This window comes from Pseudoalteromonas sp. MMG022 (genome assembly GCF_021654245.1).
GTDB classification, from domain to species: domain Bacteria; phylum Pseudomonadota; class Gammaproteobacteria; order Enterobacterales; family Alteromonadaceae; genus Pseudoalteromonas; species Pseudoalteromonas amylolytica.
Genome location: NZ_JAKFZQ010000005.1, coordinates 147,880 through 165,432 on the forward strand (window position 1 = coordinate 147,880; position 17,553 = coordinate 165,432).

A 17,553-nucleotide genomic window follows, 5' to 3' on the forward strand; every position below is an offset into this window, starting at 1 on the left:
TTTACAAATAGGAATATACTCGATGCAACTTAATAAAACTTTAAAAGCGCTATTGGTGGCTTTACCAGTAATGACGCTAGCGGCATGTAGCTCTTCTTCAAGTGTTGACGAAGGTGCAGCAAATGAAAGCAACCAGGCTGCAGCTAATGATTCGAACAATCAAGTAGACGTAAATACTATTTCTCGTGAAAAGTCAGCAGAAGAAAAGTTACGCGAAAAGTATGAAGCATTGCGTCAAGAGCAAATCGTTTATTTTGACTTTGATAAGTCAACGATTCAAAGCCAGTACGCTGAGCTATTGCAAGCTCACGCCGACTTCTTAGTTAAAAACCCAAGCGTTAAAGTACTTATTGAAGGTCATGCGGATGAGCGTGGTACACCTGAGTACAACATCGCGTTAGGTGAAAGCCGTGGTAAAGCAGTTGAGAAGTATCTACAAAGTTTAGGTGTTTCAGATAGCCAAATTTCTGTAGTGAGCTATGGTGAAGAAAAGCCGATGGTTAAGTCTCGCACAGAAGAAGCATTTGCTAAAAACCGTCGCGCGGTGCTTGTATACTAATAAGTAAGAGAGATTATGAAGCCGAATAATATTCTGGCAGCTCTACTATTACTAAGCGGGAGCACCCAAGTTTGGGCTGCTCCCGCTCCTGTTTCTGAAGCTGCAAATAACCCAGATTCTTTAGAGCAACGTATAGCGCAGTTAGAGCGCATGATGCAAACACGTAATAAGTTGCAACTCGAGCTACAGCAACAACTCAATTTATTGCAAGATGAAGTGAGTCAAGTACGCGGTGTTACTGAGGAGCAAAGCTACAAGCTTGAGAAAGTGCTTCAGCGGCAACGTGAACTGTATCAAGAAATTGAAAATCGCGTATCTAAAGCCTATGAGCAATCGAGCAGTCCTGCGGCGGCAACGGCCGTTGACAACTCACAAGCCATTAGCACCGATTTAAATGAGAATGAAGCATATGACCGTGCAGTCGCGCTGATCATGCAGGACAAGCGATATGATGCCGCTATTCCTGAGTTTCAAAACTTTTTAACGACTTTCCCACAGTCTGTGTATATTCCAAATGCACATTATTGGTTAGGTCAGCTACAGTCGATAAAAAGTGATGACGCTAATGCGATAGTGCACTTTAAAACGGTTGTTGAACAATTCCCTGAATCGAATAAACGTCCCGATGCGATGTTAAAGTTAGGTGCTTTGTATCAAAAGCAGGGCAAAATAGATTTAGCTAAGCAAATCTTAAATACTTTGATCTCAGAATACCCAAGTACGACTGCTGCTAAATTGGCCACAGAACGTCTTGCGAAGATCTAAATGGCACGATTTTTTGCCACAATGGTTTAAAATTAGGCGCTTAGACACAAAAACTGAAAAAAACTACGTATTTCAGTTGCACTCATTTTTTAAATAAGTATTATAAGCGCCCGCAGCAGGCGATTGGTTCAAATCAAACTGCTGCACTAAGTGGGTCATTAGCTCAGTTGGTAGAGCAGTGGACTTTTAATCCATTGGTCGATGGTTCAAGTCCATCATGACCCACCACTTATTTTGTAAATGTTATCCGAGCGGGTCATTAGCTCAGTTGGTAGAGCAGTGGACTTTTAATCCATTGGTCGATGGTTCAAGTCCATCATGACCCACCATTTACAATTTTGCATTGATACTCGAGCGGGTCATTAGCTCAGTTGGTAGAGCAGTGGACTTTTAATCCATTGGTCGATGGTTCAAGTCCATCATGACCCACCATCATGCAATGTTTAGGATAACCCGAGCGGGTCATTAGCTCAGTTGGTAGAGCAGTGGACTTTTAATCCATTGGTCGATGGTTCAAGTCCATCATGACCCACCATTTACAAAATCAGTTTTGAATTCCGAGCGGGTCATTAGCTCAGTTGGTAGAGCAGTGGACTTTTAATCCATTGGTCGATGGTTCAAGTCCATCATGACCCACCATTCAAAACCTATTCTCTTTTTTGAGCGGGTCATTAGCTCAGTTGGTAGAGCAGTGGACTTTTAATCCATTGGTCGATGGTTCAAGTCCATCATGACCCACCATTCAAAAAACTATTCTCGATGTTAGAGCGGGTCATTAGCTCAGTTGGTAGAGCAGTGGACTTTTAATCCATTGGTCGATGGTTCAAGTCCATCATGACCCACCACTTCCTAGATATTCTCTATTTAATATATTCTTAATTATTCTGTCTTATAGTCGTCATTGACTAGGATTCTTGCGCTCATTTACGTATAATTCGCTGCAATTATGCAATATGACTACAGTGGTCGAAAAATGAGTTTAGCTGAACATATCATGCCTGAGGATTATATTTTTCCTCCTAAACCAGCCCCGTTATCTGATGACGAAAAGCAGGCTTACAAAGCACGTATTAAATCCCTGTTACAAGAGAAAAATGCCGTGTTGGTCGCCCATTACTACACCGATCCTGAGATCCAAGCTTTGGCCGAAGAAACCGGTGGATGTGTGGCTGATTCATTGGAAATGGCGCGTTTTGGAGCTAGGCACGATGCTGATGTAATTGTTGTGGCTGGTGTGCGCTTTATGGGTGAGACTGCAAAAATTCTAACACCAAATAAAACCGTAGTGATGCCAACGCTTGCTGCAACCTGCTCTTTGGATGTTGGTTGCCCAATCGATGAGTTCTCGGCATTTTGTGACCAGCACCCAGATAGAAAAGTAGTGGTTTACGCCAATACCTCAACCGCCGTCAAAGCTAGAGCCGATTGGATTGTCACGTCGTCGTGTGCATTGGAAATTGTTGAGCATCTAGATGAGCAAGGTGAAAAAATTATTTGGGGTCCAGATAAGCACCTAGGCTCGTATATTCAAAAGCAAACCGGTGCTGATATGATCATGTGGAATGGCGCTTGTATTGTTCATGATGAATTTAAAACCAAAGCGCTAAAAGACATGAAAGCGTTGCACCCAGATGCCGCGGTATTGGTGCACCCTGAGTCGCCAGCGGAAATTGTTGAGCTTGCGGATGCTGTTGGCTCCACCAGCCAGTTGATTAAAGCGGCGCAGACTATGGACAACAACAAGTTTATTGTTGCTACAGACCGTGGCATTTTTTACAAAATGCAACAGCTTTGCCCTGAGAAGGAGTTCTTCGAGGCACCAACTGCGGGCGAAGGTGCAACCTGTAAGAGTTGTGCTCATTGTCCTTGGATGGCCATGAATGGCCTCAAAGCAATAGAAGAGGCGCTTGTTGACCCTCAAGGCAAAGAAGTGTTTGTAGATATGGACTTACGTGAAGGTGCGTTACGTTCACTTAACCGTATGCTGGATTTTTCAGCAAACCTGCAAAGATAACGCTCGATAGTTGAGCAACTGATTGCTCTGGGGCAAAAACTGCTTGCTAAAGTGTGTTGCTTTTCATAGTATTAGCCCCGCACTTTTGATGCAACGGAGAGGTGGCTGAGTGGCTGAAGGCGCACGACTGGAACTCGTGTATAGGCTAACCCCTATCGAGGGTTCGAATCCCTCCCTCTCCGCCATGTTTTTTAGTGCAATAACAGAATGACATTAAAAAAGCGCTTATAGGCGCTTTTTTTGTGTCTGAATACTTTCGTTTGACTACCTGAGCACGTGTTCAAGCAATTGCTCGCTAAGACGCTTCAAAGCTTGTGGATCGTTCCCTGTGCTGGCGTAGGTGCGCAAACCATAAATCCCCACCACCAGATACTGAGCGCGTTCTTTTGCACTGGGCGTTGAGCCAATCTCACCTTTGTTGATCGCTTCACTTAACACATTTTCTAATGAATGCTCAAATGCACTTAAATTATTTGCAAGCACTTGCGTGACTTCATCATCCTGTCCGTCGACCTCTGAAAGCGTTCTGGTAAGCAAGCATACTTTGGTTGCTTCATTGCTTGCACATGGATGGGCGATGTCAGCTAAAAAAGCTTGTAAAGCAGACTTGATATTGTCATGACTTGCACACAATTGAGCAAACTGCTCATTTTTATCCTTTTGGTACTGCTCAACAGACGCCAGCAATAACCCTTTTTTGTTGTTAAAGGCACAGTAAATTGACCCTGGGTGTAGTCCAGTGGCCAGGGTTAGTTTCTGCATACTCGTTTTGGAGTAACCATGCTGCATAAAAGCGGTCATGGCTTGGCGTAATACATGTTCTCTGTCGAATTCAGCACTTCTCATAGGGGCGTGTAGTCTTGCTTAGATAAACAAATCTTAACCTAATTTGATTGGCTATTCAAAAATAGTTCTTGAACACATGTTCAAGAATGTGTATCTTGAATGCATATTCAAGATTAATGCTAAGCATATGAGAGAGGGTTTATGACATCTATTTTATTCGAGCCACTGCAGCTCAACGAGACACTTACTTTAAACAATCGCATTTTAATGGCACCTTTGACGCGCTGTATGGCTGATGATGAGCTTGTCCCAACCGACACCATGGCGGCTTATTATGCACGCAGAGCCGATTCAGGGTTAATCATCAGCGAAGCAACCATTATTCGCCCTGATGCTCAAGGCTACCCAAATACACCGGGGTTATTCACCCAAGCGCAAATTGACGGTTGGAAAAAAGTGACAACCGCCGTTCACAATGCAGGTGGCAAGATCTTCGCTCAACTTTGGCATGTTGGCCGTGTTGCTCACCCGTACTTTTTCGGTGAAGGAGATGTACTTGCACCATCAGCAATTGGCATAGAAGGCACGGTGCCAAGAATGCGGGACTTGAGTTATCAAACACCAAAAGCTGCGTCAATCGAGGAAATCAAACAATTGGTAGCCGATTATGCTCAGGCTGCAAAGAACGCAATTGAAGCTGGATTTGATGGTGTAGAAATACATGGTGCGAATGGCTATTTAATTGACCAGTTCTTGCACTATGCAGCAAATCAACGCAAAGATGAGTATGGCGAAACGCCAGAGAATATGTCGCGTTTTGCGTTAGAGGTAGTTGATGCCGTGGTTGCTGCTGTGGGTAATGAGCGAGTTGGTTTACGTCTATCTCCAGGGGCGTATTTCAATATGGATCCAGATTCACGTGATACACAGGTATTTGATTACTTGCTTGCGCAACTCAATACTCGCTCATTGGCATTTGTACATGTGGGCATTTTTGACGATGGCATGGAATTTGAGCACCTTGGGGGTCGAGTGTCTGATTATATGCGTAAGCGCTATAAGGGAACCCTTGTTGGCGTAGGTGGTTTTACACCAGATACAGCACAGCGAGCATTATCTGAGAAGCGTTTTGATTTAGTAGCGATAGGGCGTCCATTTATCGCTAATCCAGATTATGTAAGCCGCGTAAAGAACCAGCAAGAGCTAGAGCAGTACAGCGAACAGATGCTCGCAGAACTCGTTTAACTATAGCAAGCGTAATATTGTATTGGAGGCTTCGGCCTCCTTTTTTGTAACTGTAGCGAGCGGAAAAACCCAATAAAACACAGTGCGAAGTTAACTACTGCAAGCGTTTGAATAGTGACTATACTTGTTATGAACCTTGAGGTTCTAACTAGATTTGAAGCCATAACTAATCGCGGCGCTCCAGTCGTTTAAGCCTTAAGGAAAGCTATGCAAGAAGAGCTACTTCACTCTGTTGTAAAACTGACCAAAACACGAGATGTGGATTCACTCGAATCAAGCCTACTATCTACTATTCATGAATTTATTGGCTGCCAGAAAATCTCCATTTACAAATCCACTTTAGGAGGGGATGAACTAACGGTAGAATGCAGCTTAAGCTTTGAGGTGTTGGACGATAAACAATATCACTGGCAGGAGTCTGAGAGAATATTAAGCCCAAGCTCTGAGCTTTTATCTTGTTTACATTCGGCGTGTATTATTGCCATTCAAGGTCAAGATGGTGTTGAAAGAAGATGGATCCCAATAACACTTTCGGATAAACCCATAGGCGCCATTGCTATCGTTAGCCCAAGCCTCAGCAGCGCAGATCAGGTATTGCTCAACGCGTTTTGTTGTATCTATGAAAATTATCTAACTATCCTTCATGAAAACGAACGAGATAAGCTCACCGGCTTATTAAACAGACAAACATTTGATAAAAAGTTAAAACAGTTAGTAGAAAAGCAGGTGGTAAATCACCACAAAACCCTCAAAGCAAGCGAAGATAGAAAACAGTACAAAGAAACGGTTTCTTGGCTTGCGATGATGGACATAGATCATTTCAAGCAGGTCAATGACAGTTATGGTCATGTATGTGGCGATGAAGTGCTATTGATATTAGCGCAAACCATGGAGAAGTTTTTTAGCTCAACCGATTTATTGTTCCGCTTTGGTGGGGAAGAGTTTGTACTGGTGTTTGAACCTGTTACGTTTGAAGAAGTAGAGAGTTTGCTTAACGACTTTGTTGCGCTAGTGCGGCGTACTAAGTTTCCATTTGTCGATAAATTAACGGTGAGTATTGGTGTGGCTAAGGTTGGACCGTATGACTTTCCTATTCATATATTAGAAAACGCCGACAGGGCGTTATATGCGGCAAAAGAGAATGGTCGTGATCAAATTTGCTTTTTTGAGAGCCTTGTAAGTTGCTATGAGCGGCCTGCGGGTGATGAAGGCGACGGAGTTGACTTGTTTTGAGTCTATCTTCGCACAAGTAAATATCTTACACTGTTAAGTGCATATAAAAACTCAAACTCAGCTGGTTTATCCGGTTATTCTGGTTATAAATAGCTCGGAAATACATAATGTTGCACATCATTCAATCTAACCGCATGGAAGTTCTACAGGCGCAATTTCATACCCTGCTCAAAAGTGCGCCATTAAGTTCGCCATTTAGTAAAGAAGTGGTTTTAGTACAATCACCAGGTATGTCACAGTGGTTGAAAATCGGCCTAAGTGAGGCGCTGGGGATCGCCGCACAAGTTGATTTTCCTCTACCTTCAAGTTTTATTTGGCGGTTGTACCAACAGTTTTTACCTGATGTACCCAGTGAATCGCCCTATAATAAGCCTAATATGACTTGGAAGTTGGTAAGTATTTTACCAACTTGTTTGGATGATCCTCGTTATGTGCAGTTACAGCAATATTTACAACAAGATGCGGACGGTCTAAAGCTATTTGCATTGTGTGAAAAAATCGCCGATGTGTACGATCAGTATTTAATGTACCGTCCCCATTGGATAGCAAAATGGGATAGCTCAATAGACGAGCTGGATGATGTTGATGTTACCATCGCACCTTGGCAACCCGATCTTTGGCGGCGATTGGTAAAGCATACCCAAGCACTAGGGCAAAGCGACTATCACCGTGCAAATATGCACCAACTATTGGTTGCTGCTCTAGAAGATGCAGACCCTAGCACATTACCCGAACGAATATGTATTTTTGGTTTGTCGGCCATGCCATCAAGCCAGTTAGAAATATTTCAGGCGCTGGCCAAGAAAACCACGGTGTTGCTGTTTTTTTGCAATCCTAGCGAACATTATTGGGGAGACCTAGTAGATGAAAAAACTCAGGCTAAAATAGCAGTCAAATATGCCAAAATGCCACAGGTCGAAGCGCAATCGGCGCAACAGGAATATTACTTTGTTGGCAACCCATTGCTATCCTCTTGGGGGAAGTTGGGGCGTGACTATTTTGAGCAACTGGTTCAAGTAGACGCTCAATGGATAGATGGCTTTGTGGATGATTTTGATGACACACTACTTGGCAAGATACAACAAGAGGTCTTTCAACTTGCATTCAAAGGGAAGTCGTTAACTCCTGATAAACAGTGGTTTATCAGCGAGCAAGGTAAGTTACCAATTGCTTTAAACGATAAGTCAATACAGCTACAAGATTGCCATACACCGCTTCGTGAGGTGGAATGTTTGCATGATCACTTACTCAGGTTGTTTCATGCTGACTCAAGCCTTACACCCAAAGATATTATTGTCATGATGCCCGACGTGGGTGCCTACAGCCCATATATAGAAGCGGTATTTGGCGCAGCCTCAGGTGAGCGATTTATTCCCTATGCATTGGCTGACTTATCGATAGAGCAAGAGAAACCGATATTGAGTTCATTTGTGAGTTTGGTGAACTTGCCATTTAGCCGTTTTGGTGTGTCTGATATTCTGGACTTATTAGCCGTAACGCCTATAGCTTGCAAATTTAAGGTGGAGGAACAGGAGTTTTCCCAGCTGAAGTTTTGGTTAGAACAGGTTGGCGTTAAATGGGGGCTGGATGCTGAACACAAGTTAGACCATGACTTACCTGCGTTATCTCTTAATACTTGGAAACATGGTCTAAATCGACTGCTGCTGGGCATTGCTTCAAGTAATGAACAACATGACTTTAATGATATTTATCCAGCAGATCTCGTTGAGGGCATGGCGGTCAACAGTTTAAGTAAGTTGTTGCATTTTGTGAGTATGTTGGCTGCATTCAAACAAAAACTAAATCAACAGGCGCGTTTGTCCGACAAAGCCCAATTATTACGCCAGATGGTTGAGCAGTTTTATGATGCACAAACCGAGCAGAGTTGGGACTTGCTTACGCTTGAACGAGTCATTGATGACTTGCAAAAGCATGATGACAATTTAGACATGCAATCACCTGTGTCAGCTAGAGTGTTGAGTTATTTAGTAAAGCAAGGCGTGCAGGAAAAGGGGGTGGGGCAAAGATTTTTAGTCGGTCCGGTTAACTTTTGTACACTGATGCCGATGCGTGCAGTACCGTTTAAGGTGGTGTGTTTGCTTGGACTTAATGATGCGGATTATCCAAGAACTGTACAACCCATTGGCTTTGATTTAGTTCCTCACTCCAAACGGCAAAAAGGTGACCGTTCACGGAAATTTGACGATCGTTATCTGTTTCTTGAAGCGTTGCTGAGTGCGCGAGAGCATTTGTATCTAAGCTATATTGGCCGTTCATGCTTTAATAATGAATTGCAGATGCCATCGATTTTGGTGAGCGAGTTAATGGAGTACATCGATCGTAGTTTTTGTTACTCAGACCCGAAGCTAAAGCCGTCCGAGCAACTTTTGCAGCAAGCATCGCTACAGCCCTTCAATGTCAAGAATTATGATGCTCATAATGCGCTACAAAGTTTTAATCCTATTTGGTTAATTGACGAAGAGGTTCCTGAACAGCTTCTTGAGCCGACTTCTGCCACTGCGCTTGAAATAGATAGAGACCTTGAAATAGATATCGCTCAGTTTATGTTTACCGTGCTCAACCCTCAAAAAGCGTTTTATACCCAAACACTGGGGCTAAAGTTACATGAACAAGCCTTGAGTGATAAAGATGAAGAGCCATTTATACTCGATACCTTGGAACGGTACTTTTACCTTGGTGAGCTACTTGAGAGTCAACTTAGAGGTGAAACGGTAAATCTCAAGCAAATGGTGCAACGCGGCAACTTACCCCAAGCAGCGGTTGGTGTAATTCAGCTGGCGAAAATGCAGCAACGCGTTCAACCTATGGCAGAGCAACTACAAACACACATTCAACAGCGAAAAGAGCCAGTTGAAGTACGCCTCAAAGTGGGTGAGAAAACACTACTTGGCTGGCTGGATAAACTATACGACGACAAGCAAATTTTTTATCGTAGTGCCAGTATTAAGGCCAAAGACAAGGTGAAAGGCTTTTTGATGCATTGTGTTGCACAATGTGCAGAGCAAAGTGTACATACGCATATTTATGGATTGGATGAGCGTGTGAGTTTTGCGCCAGTTGAGCCGAAGGCTGCGCGTCAGCACTTGGCAAACTGGCTTGATTTTTATCAACAATGCTTGGCGCAACCGATGCCATTTTTTGTCAGTACTGCTTATGAACTTATCGCCACAGGGGATATCAACAAGGCTGCTGCCAAGTTTAATGGTGGTCAGTACATAGGGTTTGGTGAAAGTGAAGACCCATATGTGGCGCTGAATTTTAGCAACTTAGATGACGTGATTGCGCCATTACAGGCGATAAGCGACAGGTTACTTGCAGATATTGTAGAGCTGGCACAGGAGCAACGTTATGCAGACGCTTAAGCCACAAAGCATGCCATTGATTGGTGCTAACCTCATAGAAGCAAGTGCTGGAACGGGAAAAACCTACACCATCACCGGTTTGTATCTGCGCTGTTTACTTGGTTTACAAACACCACCTCAGATACAACCTCCGTTAACCGTAGAACAAATATTAGTCGTAACATTCACTGAAGCTGCAACGCAAGAGATTAAAGACCGAGTGCGCTCTAGAATTCTATTAGCTAGAGATGCGCTCTTGGGGGCTGAGTGTGATGACGCACTGATCAACAGTGTGTTATCACAAGTATCAGATCCACATCAGGCATTTACATTATTAGACGCAGCCGCAAAATCAATTGATGAAGCGGCAATTTTTACCATTCATGGCTTTTGCCAACGGATGCTAAAACAGCATGCTTTTGAATCAAATGTTGCGTTTAACTTAGAGTTTGTATTGGATGAGTCTGAACTGATCCTTGAAGCCATTAAAGACCATTGGCGAAGCTTTGTTTATCCGCTAGACAAAGACACGACTTCGGCGGTGCTTGAGCACTTTTCTAGTCCTCAAGCGCTGGCTGGCCGTGTGATAAAGTTACTCACTAAAGAGCAGGCGGTGATCACCCCGAAGCTTGAACTTGGGGAGGTTTTACAAGCTCGTGAAGCATATCAGCGCCAAGCAAGTATTTTTAAAAAATCACTACTGGCGAGCGACTTTTTTACTGTGTTGTCTCAAAGTGCCTTGGCCAAAAATAAAACGCCGGGGAGAGTGGCTAATATTGAGGCGCTAATAGCGTATTGCCAAAGCGATGACTGGTATTTTGAATTTGGCAGTGCTAAGCATTCGTTTGCTTTGTGGGGGAGCGCCTCGTTATCAAATACCAGTCACTATAAAAAAGGTGCGGCTATTATTGAACATCCGCTTATCGCAAGCTTTGATGAAATGGCTAAACTACACGCACAAGTTAGTAAGGGGTTGCCACTAGCTATTTTGCAGTACAGTGTCAGTGAAGTACGTAAACTACTACAAGCGCATAAAGCCCAGCATGGGCTAATTAGCCCAGATGATTTACTAAACCAGCTCTATCGCGCATTACACACTGAGCAAGGTGGTGTTTTAAGGCAAAAAATTGCACAGTTATTTCCAATTGCGATGATTGATGAATTTCAGGATACCGATCCTGTTCAGTACGGTATTTTTGATGCGATTTACGGTGATAACCCTGATACCACTATAACCATGATTGGCGATCCTAAACAGGCTATTTACGGCTTTCGTGGTGCAGACATATTCACTTATATTCAAGCTAAACAGCAAGTAAATGAGCAAAGCCAATATACCCTTGGCACTAACTTTCGCTCTGCAACGGGCATGGTTAACGCGATTAATGCGGTGTTTTCATGCCATGAACACAGTTTTATTTACAACCAAGCGATTCCATTTAACAGTGTTGCAGCTAAGGGGAAGAGCGAAGCGCAGCGTTTTTCAAGGACCGCAACCAGTCAGGCTTCACTCGTATTTAGCGTTTATGTGGATGAGGCCGCGATCACCAGTAAAGCCCAAGCTTTAGAGGTTTTAGCGCATGCTTATGCAGGTAAAATTGTCGACTTACTACTAGACGCTCAGCAAGGTGAGGCACGAATTGGTGAACAACCCGTAAAAGCAGGCGATATTTGTGTACTTGTACGCGATAGAAATGAAGCTAGCATGATTAAGTCAGCGTTGGCTCAATGTGCGGTTCCCAGTGTATATTTGGCCAGAGACAGCATATTCAGTCAGCCTATCGCCCATGCAATACTAAACTTTTTGGAGGTATTACATGGCAAATATGATGAAGCGGCACTGCGAGGCATTTTAGTCAGTCCATTATTTGCTTTGAATTATCAACAGATCTATGCGCTGCGTACGCAAGAGCAACAGTGGCAGGACTATCTCGACCAATTCAGTCAGCTACAAAAGACTTGGTCCAAGCAAGGTGCTATGGCAATGCTCGAGCAGCTCTTGGTTCAAAACCGCTTACCTGCGCTGTGGAAAGCCAAAGGTTACAACGTCGAGCGTTGGCTAACTGACTATCGACATTTAGCCGAGTTGTTGCAACAAAAACAGATAGAGCTGGACGGCACACTGCGCGTATTGCGATGGTTTTCAGGACAATGTCAGCAATCACAGCAAGACAGCGCTCAGGTGCGCCTAGAAAGTGATGCAGACCTCGTGAAAATAGTCACAATGCATGCATCTAAGGGGCTTGAATACCCAATCGTTTATATGCCTTTTGCTAGCAGTTACCGAGAAACCAGCGATGCTATCTATCATCAAGATGGCCAGCTCATTTATAGTATGGATGCAACAGAAGATGAGCAAGCTTTGGCGCAACAAGAGCGCTTAGCCGAAGATATTCGACTGCTATACGTTGCTTTAACCCGGGCCGTCCATTTTTGTGATATAGGGTTATTTAACATTGCAGCAGGACGAACTAAAAAACCGGGGATCACACAAACAGCGATAGGTTATGTACTGTTTGGCAACGAGGCCTTTGCAGATGCACAAAGCTGGCACCAGAGGCTACAAACATTTTGTGATGAGCAAGAGGATATTAGGCTACACTGGATAACCACAGAGGATAGCACACCTAAGGTTATGGATGCTCAGTTTGTCGAGTCATCCAGTATGGGGGTCAAGCCCGTCACGATTAAAATTGAGCGTGATTGGCGAGCCACCAGTTTTAGTCAGCTAAGTTATCATAGTCATTCTGATGAGCGACCAGCAGGCGCTTTAGATGAAAACCACCAGCTTGATTTACCTGAACAAGTTGTTGCTAATACTCAGCAAGTGTTTGACTCGTACACCTTCCCAAAGGGTGCTAAGCCAGGTAGTTGTCTACATGAAATATTTGAGCTAATCGACTTTACTGCGCCGTATGACCCAAGCGCAGAGCAAATACCATTACCAGAAGCCATTACCAAGAGTTTGACCAAATATCACATTGAAGAGCAATGGCAGGAGCCTGTCAGTCACTGGATCTTGGCGTGTCTAAATTGCCCGCTAAATAGCAGTAACGGCTTGAGCCTAAGTGCATTAAACCCCACACAGTGCCTGGTTGAGATGGAATTTCATCTGCCACTTGAGCCTTTGCAAGCGGGACAATTAAACCGTTTGGTGAGTGAAATAACAGGGCAATACAGCCAGCTGCAATTTGAACAGGTCAAAGGTTTGCTCAAAGGGTTTATAGACTTGATTTTTGTTTACCAAGAGAAATATTACATTTTGGATTATAAGTCTAACTATTTGGGAGACAAAGCCAGTGACTACAAGCCAAGTAACTTGCAACTGGCAATGGGTGCGCACCAGTATCATTTGCAATATATGATCTACTCTGTTGCGCTACATCGGCTGCTATCGCAGCGATTGAATGATTATGATCCCAATAAGCACTTGGGCGGCGTGTATTACCTGTTTTTGCGTGCACTACCAGACGGGGCAGGGGTGTATTTTAATCAGTTAACGCTCGAACAGTTGTTAAAGCTCGACGCATTATTCACACGAGGTAGCGTGTTATGAGCCAGTTAGACTTATTCGAAGATGCAACACACCATGATTTTGACCACGATGCATTTATTAACTTGCTATTGCAAGAGTCAAGGGTTCGTTACGCCGATGTGGCGCTTGCAAAGTTGTTGAACAAGCAAACTATCGACGATGTGTTTTATCTTATTTTGCTGCTACTTAGGGCGGAACAGCTACAACATAGCTGTTTAGCGTTTGATGATATAGATTGGCAGGACCCGTTTGCTATGCAAGCGCATTACCAGCTAGGTAATGCGGCGCCATGGCAAGAACAAGTACACCACAAAATCTGGCAGAAGCTTGCGCAACATCAGGCTGTAGGTGTTGATAAGCCGCTCACATTATTTGCACAGAAATTGTATTTGTCACGTTTGGCAAACTACGAAGCGCTCTTGGCTGAGCGATTTATAGCCATGCAGAAGCAGCCACTTGTGATCGATGAAAATCATCTGATTAGGTTACTTGGTGAATACTTTCCAGATAACAGTAACGACACGATTGATTGGCAAAAAGTGGCCTGTGCGATGGCGGCAACCAGAAGGTTTTGTGTGATCACAGGCGGGCCTGGAACAGGAAAAACCACTACAGTCACTAAGCTGCTGGCTATTTTACAGTCCCTTTATATCAAGGCTCCATTAACCATAAAGCTGGTGGCTCCTACGGGCAAAGCTGCGGCGCGCCTTAGCGAGTCGATACTTGGGGCAAAGGTAAAACTCGAGCTTGAGTCACAATTGAGTGAGCTGATACCAGAACAAGCGCAAACCATTCATCGTTTGTTAGGTGTGATCCCGCAAAGCAATCAATATCGTCACAACCAGCACAATCCTTTGCATGTAGATCTGCTGATCATAGACGAAGCCTCCATGGTCGACTTGTCCTTGCTCGCTAAGCTGGTTGAGGCCCTGCCAGCGCATGCGCGACTGATTATGTTAGGTGATAAAGATCAACTTGCGTCGGTGGATACGGGCAGTGTACTTAGTGATTTGTGTCAGGAGCTGAGAATAGGCGTATTACCCCATTACAGCCAAACATTGTGTGACAGCTTAAATCGCCTATGCTTTACTCAACAACCAAAGTTGTTAGGGCAGAAAAGTGATTTTGCACTCAGTGACAATGTGGCATTTTTGCAGCATAGTCACCGCTTTGACAGCCAAAGTGGTATTGGTCAACTCGCGTTGGCCGTCAATACTAATGATCGCAAACTTTTGACCCAGACTTTGCAAAAAGGCTTTGAAGACATTGCCATACACCCTTTAAACAATGAGCAGTACCAAGATTTGATCTCTCGGGCAGCCCAACATTACAGCCATTATTTAACGCTCATGCAAGGTGGTGCAGCAGCACAAGATATTCATCAGGCATTTTTACAATATCAATTATTGGCTGCGTTAAGAGAGGGTCCGTATGGTGTTGAGCAACTTAACAAGCGCATAGAGCAGGTGCTTCATGCCAGAGGGCTTATTCAGCCGTTTGCTCGCCACTATGCAGGGCAACCTATTATGGTTGTAGAGAATGACTATCAGCTTAAGTTATTTAACGGCGATATAGGTATTTTGCTGAAGGATGAGCACATGCAGCTTAAGGCAACATTTATTGATGAACAGGGGAATTTGCGTTCATTTTACCCCGCGCGCTTACCTAGGCACGAGAATGTTTACGCGATGACTATTCATAAGTCTCAAGGCTCGGAGTTTGCAAATACGGCAATGATCTTACCGCCTATACAGCGCTCGTCTGTAGGTATTAATAGACAATTGCTCTACACAGGAATAACCAGAGCGAAGCAATACTTTGAATTAGTTGCACAAGAGCAAGTGTTGCTCAATGCTATGGCGAGATCGGTATCCCGATGTTCTGGTTTACGAGAAAGGTTAATGAAAAATTAACAAGTTGATTCAGTGTTGAATTTTTTGTAAAGTATTCTATAGTTTTTAAGGTAAGTTTTGCTCTTTGAACCTGTGGCAAATACTTACCTTCCCTAAGTACTCCACTGCCCAGTGGTCAGCACGCCGCCATAAGTAACTTGTGGCGGCTTTTTCGTATAATAATCAGTGTTTCTTCATATAGTCTGTTACTAAGCTTGTTAGAGTTGATACACCTACCGCCAAAGCACTTTCGTCAACATAAAAGTTGGGTGAATGGTTACTTGCGGCTTCGCTCAGCGGTTTATCTTTGGGTGTTACACCAAGCATTAAAAATAAGCCCGGGGTCTGAAGTGCATAATATGAAAAATCTTCAGCTCCGGTGATCAAGTCCAGTTCGATGAGATTATCCTTGCCAACCACTTTTTCAAGCGTTGGTCGCATCATTTTTGTGAGCTCGGGGTTGTTAATCGTAACAGGATAACCGGCGTCAATATGGGTGACAGCCTCAGCGCCTGCTGACTGAGCAACCAGTGATGCGGTGCTTTGCAAGCGCGTTTTGATATCTGCACGCATCGCTTGGTCAAAGCTTCTAATCGTGCCAATTAACTCAACTTCATTTGGGATAATGTTTGAGCGTATCCCCCCATTAATTGCACCAAAAGACAGTACCGAAGGGGCCTTGGTGACGTCAACTTGTCGCGATGCAATCGTTTGTGTAGACATAATGATTTGCGCTGCGGTTACAATGGGGTCAACACCATTCCAAGGCCTAGAGCCATGAGTTTGCTTCCCTTTAACGGTAATGGCAAAGGAGTCCTCACTGGCCATCATTGGGCCACTGCGATAACCAATCTGGCCGACTTTTAAATGGCTGGTAGAGTGTAGGCCAAAAATGGCTTCAGGTTTTTGCTTTGTAAACAAACCTTCTTTGAGCATCAATTCAGCACCGCCTTCTTCGCCATCAGGTGCGCCTTCTTCGGCCGGCTGAAAGACAAACAGCACCGAACCTGCAAGCTGTGCTTGCTGTTGCTTTAATGCCGCAGCTGCGCCCATCAACATGGCCACATGGGTATCATGACCACAGGCGTGCATGACGCCGACTTCTTGGCCTCGGTACTGTGCAGTTTGCTTAGAAGCAAAGGGAAGATCAACTTGCTCGGTCACGGGTAATGCATCCATATCTGCACGTAAGGCAATTAGGGGCCCAGGTTTGCCCCCAACCAACTTAGCAACTACGCCTGTGTGCGCTATACCGGTTTCGACCTCAAGGCCGAGTTCTTGTAAATGCTCAGCGATATACTTTGCGGTTTTAAATTCTCTGTTACTCAGTTCTGGGTATTGGTGGAGATGCCTACGCCACTCGATAACCTGCTGATTAATTGCATCAAGCTCGATGCTGGTATCTGGCTTGGCGGAACCCGCGAAACTCAGAGGTAGGCTCAAACATGTAGCCAAGACGGGGAGTATACGCATGAAAGACGTCCTTCTTATTAATTTTTATTATATTTTTCCAGCCTAACTCACTGAGCTTAGTTATGCTATTGCTTTGAGATAAAGCTCAATATTGACAAAATTTATACAGTGTGGTTTAACAGATTAAAGTAAATACTTTAATCTGGTGGACATGATGCAAACTTTACAACAACAATTAGTTTCCTATGCAAAATATCATCGAGATAGGCGCAATATTGCCACTCACTTCTTCGGTATTCCGCTGATTGTTTTTGCTGTTGCTTGGTTGTTGTATATCCCAATCATTCAGATAAACACCACAATTTTTACACCCGCCTTGGTCACCGCGGTGATCTTGAGCATTTATTACCTGCGCTTGGATTTTCGCTTGGGCGCTTTGATGTCACTGTTGCTTGCGCTGGTGTACACTGGCGCGAAAGCTGTCTATCTAAATTGGCCGCTAGATCATACATGGTATTATTTAGGTGGTGTTGCGGTGTTTTTCGTTGGCTGGGTAGTTCAGTTTGTTGGTCATTACTATGAAGGTAAAAAACCTGCATTTGTGGATGACATAATGGGCTTGGTGACGGGGCCACTATTTGTAGTTGTTGAAGTATTATTCTTGCTGGGGCTGTGTAAATCGCTCGAACAAACAATCATTGCGCAAGCGGGCCCATATAAATAGACTGGGTTTTTACCCAGTCTATTTA

The 17,553-nt window shown here is 44.0% G+C and carries 11 protein-coding genes and 8 tRNA genes; 17 read left to right on the forward strand and 2 right to left on the reverse strand.

Features of this window, described 5'->3' with window-relative positions; all coding sequences use genetic code 11:
• Positions 1 to 22 precede the first annotated feature (22 nt).
• From pal to L1070_RS06610, 11 genes are all read left to right on the forward strand, one after another.
• Positions 23 to 559, forward strand: coding sequence for a peptidoglycan-associated lipoprotein Pal (gene pal / locus L1070_RS06560; protein ID WP_070984947.1), 537 nt, complete (start codon positions 23 to 25; stop codon positions 557 to 559).
• Positions 560 to 574: 15 nt separating this feature from the next.
• Positions 575 to 1,324 carry a tol-pal system protein YbgF gene (gene ybgF / locus L1070_RS06565; RefSeq protein WP_237124933.1) on the forward strand — a complete coding sequence of 250 codons (750 nt, stop codon included), beginning with the start codon at positions 575 to 577 and terminating at the stop codon, positions 1,322 to 1,324.
• Between the two features lie 152 nt (positions 1,325 to 1,476).
• Positions 1,477 to 1,552: transfer RNA gene (locus L1070_RS06570), tRNA-Lys, on the forward strand.
• 25 nt (positions 1,553 to 1,577) lie between these two features.
• Positions 1,578 to 1,653: transfer RNA gene (locus tag L1070_RS06575), tRNA-Lys, on the forward strand.
• A gap of 27 nt (positions 1,654 to 1,680) precedes the next feature.
• Positions 1,681 to 1,756 (forward strand) — tRNA-Lys (locus tag L1070_RS06580).
• A gap of 27 nt (positions 1,757 to 1,783) precedes the next feature.
• A tRNA-Lys gene (locus L1070_RS06585) sits at positions 1,784 to 1,859 on the forward strand.
• A 28-nt stretch (positions 1,860 to 1,887) separates the two neighbouring features.
• Positions 1,888 to 1,963: transfer RNA gene (locus tag L1070_RS06590), tRNA-Lys, on the forward strand.
• Positions 1,964 to 1,989: 26 nt separating this feature from the next.
• A tRNA-Lys gene (locus L1070_RS06595) sits at positions 1,990 to 2,065 on the forward strand.
• Between the two features lie 28 nt (positions 2,066 to 2,093).
• Positions 2,094 to 2,169, forward strand: a tRNA-Lys gene (locus L1070_RS06600).
• A gap of 128 nt (positions 2,170 to 2,297) precedes the next feature.
• Positions 2,298 to 3,338, forward strand: a complete 1,041-nt coding sequence (nadA, locus tag L1070_RS06605; RefSeq protein ID WP_237124934.1) for a quinolinate synthase NadA — start codon at positions 2,298 to 2,300, stop codon at positions 3,336 to 3,338.
• Between the two features lie 95 nt (positions 3,339 to 3,433).
• A tRNA-Ser gene (locus L1070_RS06610) sits at positions 3,434 to 3,523 on the forward strand.
• Between the two features lie 79 nt (positions 3,524 to 3,602).
• Here L1070_RS06610 and L1070_RS06615 read toward each other — a convergent pair.
• Positions 3,603 to 4,184: a TetR/AcrR family transcriptional regulator gene (locus L1070_RS06615; protein ID WP_237124935.1), complete on the reverse strand. Its 582-nt coding sequence runs from the start codon at positions 4,182 to 4,184 to the stop codon at positions 3,603 to 3,605.
• A gap of 141 nt (positions 4,185 to 4,325) precedes the next feature.
• On the opposite strand from L1070_RS06615, the gene L1070_RS06620 reads away from it, so the two are divergent.
• The 5 genes from L1070_RS06620 to recD all read left to right on the forward strand — a co-directional run bounded on the left by L1070_RS06620 (position 4,326) and on the right by recD (position 15,412).
• Positions 4,326 to 5,369, forward strand: a complete 1,044-nt coding sequence (locus L1070_RS06620) for an alkene reductase (RefSeq protein WP_237124936.1) — start codon at positions 4,326 to 4,328, stop codon at positions 5,367 to 5,369.
• 207 nt (positions 5,370 to 5,576) lie between these two features.
• Positions 5,577 to 6,602: a GGDEF domain-containing protein gene (locus L1070_RS06625; protein WP_237124937.1), complete on the forward strand. Its 1,026-nt coding sequence runs from the start codon at positions 5,577 to 5,579 to the stop codon at positions 6,600 to 6,602.
• A 107-nt stretch (positions 6,603 to 6,709) separates the two neighbouring features.
• Positions 6,710 to 9,985 (forward strand): exodeoxyribonuclease V subunit gamma, encoded by a 3,276-nt coding sequence (gene recC / locus L1070_RS06630; RefSeq protein ID WP_237124939.1) that lies wholly within the window; start codon positions 6,710 to 6,712, stop codon positions 9,983 to 9,985.
• A complete protein-coding gene (gene recB / locus L1070_RS06635; protein WP_237124940.1) occupies positions 9,972 to 13,520 on the forward strand; it encodes an exodeoxyribonuclease V subunit beta in 3,549 nt (1,182 codons plus the stop codon). Before recC ends, recB begins: the two co-directional genes overlap by 14 nt.
• Positions 13,517 to 15,412 carry an exodeoxyribonuclease V subunit alpha gene (gene recD / locus L1070_RS06640; protein WP_237124941.1) on the forward strand — a complete coding sequence of 632 codons (1,896 nt, stop codon included), beginning with the start codon at positions 13,517 to 13,519 and terminating at the stop codon, positions 15,410 to 15,412. The genes recB and recD overlap by 4 nt, the downstream gene beginning before the upstream one ends.
• Before the next feature lie 162 nt (positions 15,413 to 15,574).
• Here the strand turns inward: recD and L1070_RS06645 are convergent, their stop codons facing one another.
• The gene (locus L1070_RS06645) at positions 15,575 to 16,864 is read right to left on the reverse strand and encodes an amidohydrolase (RefSeq protein ID WP_237124942.1); all 1,290 of its coding nucleotides are present in this window, start codon (positions 16,862 to 16,864) and stop codon (positions 15,575 to 15,577) included.
• A 154-nt stretch (positions 16,865 to 17,018) separates the two neighbouring features.
• Between L1070_RS06645 and L1070_RS06650 the strand changes: the two genes are divergently transcribed.
• Positions 17,019 to 17,528 (forward strand): Mpo1-like protein, encoded by a 510-nt coding sequence (locus tag L1070_RS06650; protein ID WP_237124943.1) that lies wholly within the window; start codon positions 17,019 to 17,021, stop codon positions 17,526 to 17,528.
• Positions 17,529 to 17,553: the final 25 nt, after the last annotated feature.